6 protein-coding genes are annotated in these 7,704 nt (G+C 72.5%); 5 read left to right on the top strand and 1 reads right to left on the bottom strand.

Annotation, left to right across the window (positions count from 1 at the left end):
- Together C667_RS17850 and C667_RS17855 are read left to right on the top strand one after the other, a co-directional pair.
- Window positions 1-805, top strand: an 805-nt coding sequence (locus C667_RS17850; RefSeq protein ID WP_004373307.1) for a sensor histidine kinase, incomplete at its 5' end; no start/stop codon positions are given.
- On the top strand, window positions 802-1,608 hold the full coding sequence (locus C667_RS17855) for a LytR/AlgR family response regulator transcription factor (protein ID WP_004373311.1): 807 nt from the start codon (window positions 802-804) through the stop codon (window positions 1,606-1,608). The genes C667_RS17850 and C667_RS17855, both read left to right, overlap by 4 nt.
- A 6-nt stretch (window positions 1,609-1,614) precedes the next feature.
- Here the strand turns inward: C667_RS17855 and ppc are convergent, their stop codons facing one another.
- Window positions 1,615-4,377: a phosphoenolpyruvate carboxylase gene (gene ppc, locus C667_RS17860; protein WP_004373313.1), complete on the bottom strand. Its 2,763-nt coding sequence runs from the start codon at window positions 4,375-4,377 to the stop codon at window positions 1,615-1,617.
- A gap of 254 nt (window positions 4,378-4,631) precedes the next feature.
- Here ppc and hemC point away from each other — a divergent pair, with 254 nt between their 5' ends.
- From hemC to C667_RS17875, 3 genes are all read left to right on the top strand, one after another.
- The gene (gene hemC / locus C667_RS17865; RefSeq protein WP_004373317.1) at window positions 4,632-5,564 is read left to right on the top strand and encodes a hydroxymethylbilane synthase; all 933 of its coding nucleotides are present in this window, start codon (window positions 4,632-4,634) and stop codon (window positions 5,562-5,564) included.
- A 92-nt stretch (window positions 5,565-5,656) separates the two neighbouring features.
- Window positions 5,657-6,391 (top strand): uroporphyrinogen-III synthase, encoded by a 735-nt coding sequence (locus tag C667_RS17870; protein ID WP_004373319.1) that lies wholly within the window; start codon window positions 5,657-5,659, stop codon window positions 6,389-6,391.
- 106 nt (window positions 6,392-6,497) lie between these two features.
- The coding region (locus C667_RS17875; protein WP_245538493.1) for a uroporphyrinogen-III C-methyltransferase at window positions 6,498-7,704 on the top strand (1,207 nt) is incomplete at its 3' end.

Raw genomic sequence — 7,704 nt, forward strand, 5'->3', positions numbered from 1 at the left:
GGAGGCGATTGCCGGCGGCCTGCTCGCCGCGGTGCCGGCAGTGCAGTGGTGGCGGCCGCTCGGCTGGGCCTGGCTCGCCGCGGCGCTCTGCCTGGCGTATTTCGACTGGCGCAGCCGGCGCCTGTCGCCAGCGCTCGCCGAGGCGCGGCTGATCGCGCTCACCGCGCGCATCCGCCCGCACTTCTTCTTCAACTGCCTGAACGGCGTGCTTGGCGTGATCCGCACCGAGCCGCGCCGCGCCGAGCAGGCGCTCGAGGAGCTCGCCGACCTGTTCCGCGCGCTGATGCAGGACGGGCGCGAGCGCGTCAACCTGGCCGAGGAGGTCGAGCTCGCCGAGCGCTACCTCGGGCTGGAGCGCCTGCGGCTCGGCGAGCGCCTGATGGTGCGCTGGGAGTTTGGTGACGACGTGCAGCGCGGCGGCGACGTGCGGCGCGGACAGGGTGACGACGGCGGGGAGGCGGGGGGCAGCCGGGCACGCGGGCGCGCGGAGCTGCTGCGCGCCCGCGTGCCCTCGCTGCTGCTTCAACCCTTGCTCGAGAATGCCGTCTACCACGGCATCGAACCCGCCGCCGAGGCGGGCGAGGTGATCGTCCGCATCGCCCGCCATGGCAGGGAGCTACGCATCGAGGTGGACAACCCGGCGGCCGCGCAGGGCGCGCATCATGCCGGCAACCGCATGGCGCTGGACAACATCCGCGAGCGCCTGATGCTGTTCCACGACCTCGAGGCGAGGCTGGAGATCGACGAGGCGGACGGGCGCTACCGGGTACGGATCCGCCTGCCCTGGAAGACGGAGAACGCATGAACGAAGCCGCACCCCCTTCCACCGAGGCGCTGCGCGTGCTGGTGGTCGATGACGAGGCGCCGGCGCGCGCGCGCCTGCGCGACCTCCTCGGCGACGTCGGCGCGCAGCAGCCGAACGCGCTCGCCGGCATGGCCTCCAACGGTGTCGAGGCCTTGCGGCTGCTGGAGGATGCCGCGGTGGACGTGGTGCTGGCCGACATCCGCATGCCGGTGATGGACGGGGTGGAGCTCGCCCGCCACCTCGCCCGCCTGCCGGCACCGCCGGCGCTGGTGTTCGTGACCGCCTACGACCAGTACGCGGTGCAGGCCTTCGAGCTCGCCGCGGTGGATTACCTGCTCAAGCCGGTGCGCGCGCAGCGCCTGGCCGAGGCGCTCGAGCGCGTGCGGGCGCGCCGCGTGCCTCCCGCTGCGGAGGCGCTCGCCACGCTGGCGGTGGGCGAGCGCGGCCACTTCAGCGTGGCCGAGCGCGGCCGCATCCTGCTCGTGCCGGTGGCCGAGGTGCTCTACCTGCGCGCCGAGCTCAAGTACGTCACCGCGCGCACCGCGGCGCGCGAGTACGTGCTCGACGAGGCGCTGGTGCAGATCGAGCAGGAGTTCCCGCGCCGCTTCCTGCGCCTGCACCGCAACTGCCTGGTCGCGCTCGCCGCGGTGGCGGGCGTGGAGCGGGCGGCGGAGCGGGATGGGCACAAAGATGGCGAGCGCGAGGCCGAGCCGCACTGGGAGGTGTTGCTGCGCGAACTTCCCGAGCGCCTGCCGGTGAGCCGCCGGCAGTGGCCGGCGGTGCGGCAGGCGCTCGGGCTGTAGGACGGCTCAGCCGCTGTTGCGCAGCCCCGCGGCGATGCCGTTGATGGAGATGTGGATGCCGAGCCGGATGCGCTCGTCGATCCCGTTCGCCTCGGCGGCGTCGCGGTGGCGGCGCAGCAGCTCGACCTGGACGTGGTTGAGCGGGTCGAGGTAGGGGAAGCGGTTGCGGATCGAACGCTTGAGCAGCGGGTTGGCATCGAGCAGCTCGGTCTGGCCGGTGATCTGCAGCACCGCGTCCACCGTGGCCTGGTGCTCGGCGCGGATCCGGCCGAAGATCGCCTCGCGCAGCGCCGCGTCCTTGACCAGCTCGGCATAGCGGCTGGCGATCGCGAGGTCGGTCTTGGACAGCACCATGTCCATGTTCGACAGCAGGGTCTGGAAGAAGGGCCACTCGGTGTTCATGCGCTGCAGCAGGGCCAGGCCGTCGTCCGGGCGCGCGGCGAGGAAGTCGCGCACCGCGCTGCCGAACCCGTACCAGCCCGGCAGCATCACGCGGCACTGCGACCAGCTGAACACCCAGGGGATCGCGCGCAGGTCCTCGATCGCGGTGGTCTTCTTGCGCGAGGCCGGGCGGCTGCCGATGTTGAGCGCGGCGATCTCGCTGATCACGGTGGATTCCCAAAAATAGCGCTCGAAGCCTGCAGTCTCGTAGACCAGGCCGCGGTAGGCGGCGAAGGCCGCGTCCGAGAGCGCCTGCATGGCGTCGAGGAAGGCCGGCGGGGTGGGCGCGGCGCTGGCCGGGCGCAGGCTGGTCGCGAGCGTGGCGGCGACCAGCACCTCGAGGTTGCGTCGGCCCACCTCCGGATTGCCATACTTGGCGCCGATCACCTCGCCCTGCTCGGTGAGGCGGATCTGCCCCTGTACCGCGCCCTCGGGCTGGGCGAGGATGGCCTGGTAGCTCGGCCCGCCGCCGCGGCCCACCGAGCCGCCGCGGCCATGGAACAGGCGCAGGCGCACGCCGTGGCGGGCGAAGGTGTCGACCAGCTCGCCCTCGGCCTTGTACAGCGCCCAGCCCGAGGTCAGGAAGCCGCCGTCCTTGTTGCTGTCGGAGTAGCCGAGCATGACCTCCTGGGTGTGGGCGCGCGCCTCGAGCAGGCCGCGGTAGGCCGGGATCGAGAAGATGCGCTCCATCACGCCGGAGGCGTTCTCGAGGTCGCCGATGGTCTCGAAGAGCGGCACGATGTTCACGTCGAGCGCGTTCTCGAGCGGGCGCAGCAGGCCGGCCTCCTTCAGCAGCACCGCGAGCTCGAGCAGGTCGGAGACGTCGTCGGTCTTGGAGATGATGCAGTTGTGGATCGCCGCCGTGCCGTAGCGCAGGTGGGCCTGGCGCGCGGCGCGGAAGATCGCCAGCTCGCCCGCGGTCTCGTCCGAGTAGCGCACGTGCGGCGAGGCGAGCGGGCGCGCGGTGGCGAGCTCTTCCAGCAGCAGCGCGCAGCGCGCGTCCTCGTCGAGGCCGGAATACGCGGTGCCGGGGCACGCGCGCTCGAGCAGCTCGGCGACCACGCGCTCGTGCACGTCGGAGTTCTGGCGCAGGTCGAGCGGGGCGAGGTGGAAGCCGAAGACCTTCACCGCGCGCCGCAGCTGGCGCAGTCGCCCGCGCGTGAGCGCGGCCGAGCCGTTGGCGGCGAGCGAGCGGTGCAGCACGTCGAGGTCCTCGGCGAGCGCGGCCGCGCTCGGGTAGGGCTGCGCGACGGCGACCGCGTGGCGCAGCGGGTCGTGGCCGAGCAGGCTGCGGTAGGTGGCGGCCAGGCGCGCGTAGATGCCCGAGATCGCGCGCCGGTAGGGCTCGTCGCTGCGATGCGGGGAGTGGTCCGGCGAGGCCTCGGCGAGCGCGAGCAGGGCGTCCGAGGCCGACACCAGGCCGATGCCGAGCGAGAGCTGCGAGCCGAGGATGTGCAGCTCGTCGAGGTAATGCCCGAGCGCGACCGCGCACTGCATGGCGAGCGCGCGCTCGAGCACCTCGGCGGTGACGAAGGGGTTGCCGTCGCGGTCGCCGCCGATCCAGCTCCCCACCTGCACGAAGGCGGCGAGCTCGGGCGCGCCCAGCGCCGGGTCGGCGGCGGCGAGGCGGTCCTCCAGGCTGGCGTAGAGCCGCGGCAGCTCGCGCAGGAAGGTGGTCTCGAAGTATGACAGGCCGTTGTTGACCTCGTCGATCACCGACAGCTTGGCGGTGCGCAGCATGCGCGTCTGCCACAGCGTCAGCACCGCGCGGCGCAGCGCCTCGTCGTTGGCCTCGGCCTCCTCGGGGGTGAGCTGCATGCGGTCGCGCGCATCCAGCAGCCGGGCGATCACGGTCTCGCAGTTGAGGATGCTCTTGCGTTGCACCTCGGTGGGGTGGGCGGTGAGCACCGGCGACACCAGCGCGCCGTCGAAGAAGCCCGCCAGCGCCGCGGGGTCGGCCGCGCCGCTGTCGAGCGCGTGCTGCAGCGCGTGCGCCAGGCTGCCCTCGCGCGGCGCCGAGCCGGCGATCAGGTGCGCGCGGCTGCGCCGGATGTGGTGCTGGTCCTCGGCGATGTTGGCGAGGTGGGAGAAATAGCTGAAGGCGCGCACGACCTGGATGGTCTGCTCGCGCGACAGTGCGTCGAGGATGTCCTCCAGCTCGCGGCGCGCGGCGATGTCGTCATCGCGGCGGAAGCGCACCGAGTTCTGGCGGATGCGTTCGATGAGGCCGAATGCGGCCTCGCCCTGCTGGTCGCGCACGGTGTCGCCTAGCAGGCGGCCGAGCAGGCGGATGTCGTCGCGGAGGGGAGCGTCCTTGTCCTGGTTCATTCTTCGGGTTCGGGTTCTGATGGGAGGGAGCGCAAAGCTTACCGCAAGCACGGCGCTTTCCAGCCCGTTCCGGGGCGATCGCGAACGCCGGTGTCTGCCCGCCGCACGCCCGCAGGCGTCCGGCGCGGCCGGCCCCCGTGCTAGAATGCGCCGAGTCGTGCGGACGCATTCAGCATCCTGTCATGTTGCGATGCATCATCGTGGCGCCTGTCGCCTCCGCACCTGTGTCCCCGTTTTCCAGGTGAATCCCGATCGTGAGTCAAAGCAGCCCCGAGCGCATCGTCATCGCAACCCGTGAGAGCCGTCTCGCCCTGTGGCAGGCCGAACACATCAAGGCCCGCCTCGAGGCGCTCCATCCCGGCTGCCGGGTCGAGCTGCTCGGCATGACCACGCGCGGCGACCAGATCCTCGATCGCCCGCTCGCCAAGGTCGGGGGCAAGGGCCTGTTCGTCAAGGAGCTCGAGACCGCGCTGCTCGACGGCCGTGCCGACATCGCGGTGCACTCGATGAAGGACGTGCCGATGATGATGGAGCCGGAGTTCGCGCTGCCCTGCATCACCGCGCGCGAGGTGCCGCTCGACGCCTTCGTCTCCAGCCGCTACGAGAGCCTCGCCGACATGCCCCCGGGCGCCGTGGTCGGCACCTCCTCGCTGCGCCGCGAATCGCAGATCCACGCACAGTATCCCTTCCTCGGCGTCACCAGCCTGCGCGGCAACCTCGACACCCGCCTGCGCAAGCTCGACGAGGGCCAGTACGACGCCATCATCCTCGCCGCCGCCGGCCTCACCCGGCTGGGCCTCGGCGAGCGCATCCGCTCGGTGATGCCGGCCGAGGTCTCGCTGCCCGCGGCCGGGCAGGGGGCGCTCGGCATCGAATGCCTTGCCGCGCGCACCGACGTGATCGGCTGGCTGCAGCCGCTCGTCGACGCCGACACCACCGCCTGCGTGCTCGCCGAGCGTGCGGTCGCGCGTGCGCTCGCCGGCAGCTGCGAGGTGCCGCTGGGCGCCTACGCGGTGATGCGCGAGGGCAGGCTGTGGCTGCGCGGCTTCGTCGCCCGTCCCGATGGCAGCACGATCGTGCGCGCCGAACGCGAGGGCGCGCCGGCCGAGGCCGAGGCGCTCGGCCGCGCGCTCGCCGACGACCTGCGGGCGCAGGGCGCGGAAGCGATCCTCGCCGAGCTCGGCTGAGCGGACGGCAAGGGAGGCGCACGGTGACGACCCCGGCTGCAACTTCCGATCTCCAGTGCGTGCGTGCCCTCGCAGGGCGCACCCTCGTCGTCATGCGGCCGCGCGAGCAGGCCGAGAGTCTGTGCGCGCGCATCGAGGCGGCCGGCGGGCATGCGCTGCGTTTCCCGGTGATCGCGGTCGGCCCGGCGCTCGATCCGGCGCCGCTGCAGGCCATCGTCGGACGCCTCGACGAGTTCGATCTCGCCTTCTTCGTCAGCCCCAACGCCGTCGATCACGCCATGCGTGCGATCCTGCCGCAGCGCACCTGGCCAGCGCGCCTGCGTGTCGCCACGGTGGGCAAGGGCAGCCAGCGCGTGATGCAGGGCTGGGGCTTCGCGGAGGTCATCGCGCCCGAGGACGGCTTCGACAGCGAGGCCGTGATCGCGCTGCCCGAATTTGCCGCCGACGCGGTGCGCGGCCGCAAGGTGCTGATCTTCCGCGGCGACGGCGGGCGCGAACTGCTCGCCGACACCTTGCGCGAACGCGGCGCCAGCGTGGAATATGTCACCTGTTACCGACGCTACTGTCCCGAGGCCGATCCGGCGCTGCTGCTCGGCCCGGTGGTGCGCGGCGAGCTCGACGGCCTGCTGCTGACCAGCAGCGAGGGCGTCCGCAATCTGGAATGCATGCTCGGCGCGGAGGGGCTCGACGCCCTGCGCGCCGTGACGGTGTTTGCCACGCACCCGCGCATCGTCGCGCAGGCGCGTGCGGCCGGTTTCGAACGGGTGGTCGAGACGCCGGCCGGAGACGACGGTTTGATGCAGGCCCTAGAAAGCCACTTTGCCTAGACGTGGAACCATGAGACAAGAAAATCCCGCTCTGACCCAGCCGCCGCCGACGACATCCGCATCGCCGGCCCCGGAGGAGACCCGACCCGTCATCGAGGAGGTGGGCGTGCCCGAGACGTCGCCGCCTGTAGCCGAGGGCGATCCCGTGGCCCGCGGCGCCGCGGGCGAGGCCGACCCGGTCACCTCCGCCGCGCCGGCCGCGACCGTAGCCGAGGACCAGCCCGGCCGCAGCCCGGCCGCGTGGTGGGCGCTGTTGCTGGCGCTGATCGCGATCGGCGTGGCCGCCTGGTCCGTCTGGCAGGCACGCGAGATGCGCGTGCAGACGGGCCAGCTGCGCGAGGAGATCGCCAGCCGCCTGTCCGATGGCGAGACCATCGCCACCGAGGCGCGCGGCATGATGCGCCAGCAGCAGGAGGTGATCGCCTCGCTGCAGGGCAAGCTCGGCGCGCTCGAGTCCAGGGTCGAGACCACCCAGGGCCAGGCCGAGGCGCTCGAGGCCTTGTACCAGGAATTCTCGCGCAGCCGCGAGGACGGCGTGCTTGCCGAGGTCGAGCAGGCGGTCGCGCTGGCGTCGCAGCAGCTGCAGATCGCCGGCAACGTCGAGGCCGCGCTGATCGGCCTGCAGGAGGCCGATGCTCGCCTGGCGATCCATGACCGCGGCCAGCTCGCCACCCTGCGCCGTGCGCTGGTGCGCGACATCGAGGAGCTGCGCCTGCTGCCGGTGCTCGATGTCTCCGGCCTCAGCCTGCGTCTCGAGCTGATGCTCGAGCGTGCCGACACGCTGCCGCTCGCCTTCGAGAGCACCTTGCCGGCCGCGGCCGCGGTGGGTGCGGAGATGGGGCCTGCCGATGGTGGCGGCTTCGTGGGCTGGATGGCGGGGGTGTGGCGCTTCGCGCAGAGCGTCGCGGCCGACGCCTGGAGCGAGGTCCGCACCCTGATCCGCGTCGAGCGTCTCGATCAGGAGGATCCGGTGCTGCTCGCACCCGAGCAGAACACCTTCCTGCGCGAGAACCTCAAGCTGCGGCTGTTGAGCGCGCGTCTCGCGCTGATGGCGCGCGACGGTCGCAGCTACGCCGCGGACCTCGCCCAGGCCCGCCAGTGGGTCGAGCGCTTCTACGACCTGCGTGACGAACGCGTGCAGGCCGCGCTCGGCGAGCTGAAGGAGCTCGAGGCGGTGAAGGTGCGCTACCAGCCGCCCGACCTGAGCGAGACCTTCAGCGCGCTGCGCAGCGTGCAGTCGCGCGCCGGCCGCAGCAATGGCGCTGCGCGTGCGGGCGAGACTGCGGCGCCGGCCCAGGTCGCGCCCGCCGCCG

Origin of the sequence: Thauera phenylacetica B4P, assembly GCF_000310225.1 — a bacterium.
In the GTDB taxonomy this organism is placed as follows: Bacteria; Pseudomonadota; Gammaproteobacteria; order Burkholderiales; family Rhodocyclaceae; genus Thauera; species Thauera phenylacetica.

What these genes read in the sequence shown, in the direction of transcription:
- C667_RS17855 (WP_004373311.1), top strand. Translation starts at nt 802, where the DNA reads ATGAACGAAGCCGCACCCCCTTCCACCGAGGCGCTGCGCGTGCTGGTG.
- ppc (WP_004373313.1), bottom strand. Translation starts at nt 4,377, where the DNA reads ATGAACCAGGACAAGGACGCTCCCCTCCGCGACGACATCCGCCTGCTC.
- C667_RS17870 (WP_004373319.1), top strand. Translation starts at nt 5,657, where the DNA reads ATGCGGCCGCGCGAGCAGGCCGAGAGTCTGTGCGCGCGCATCGAGGCG.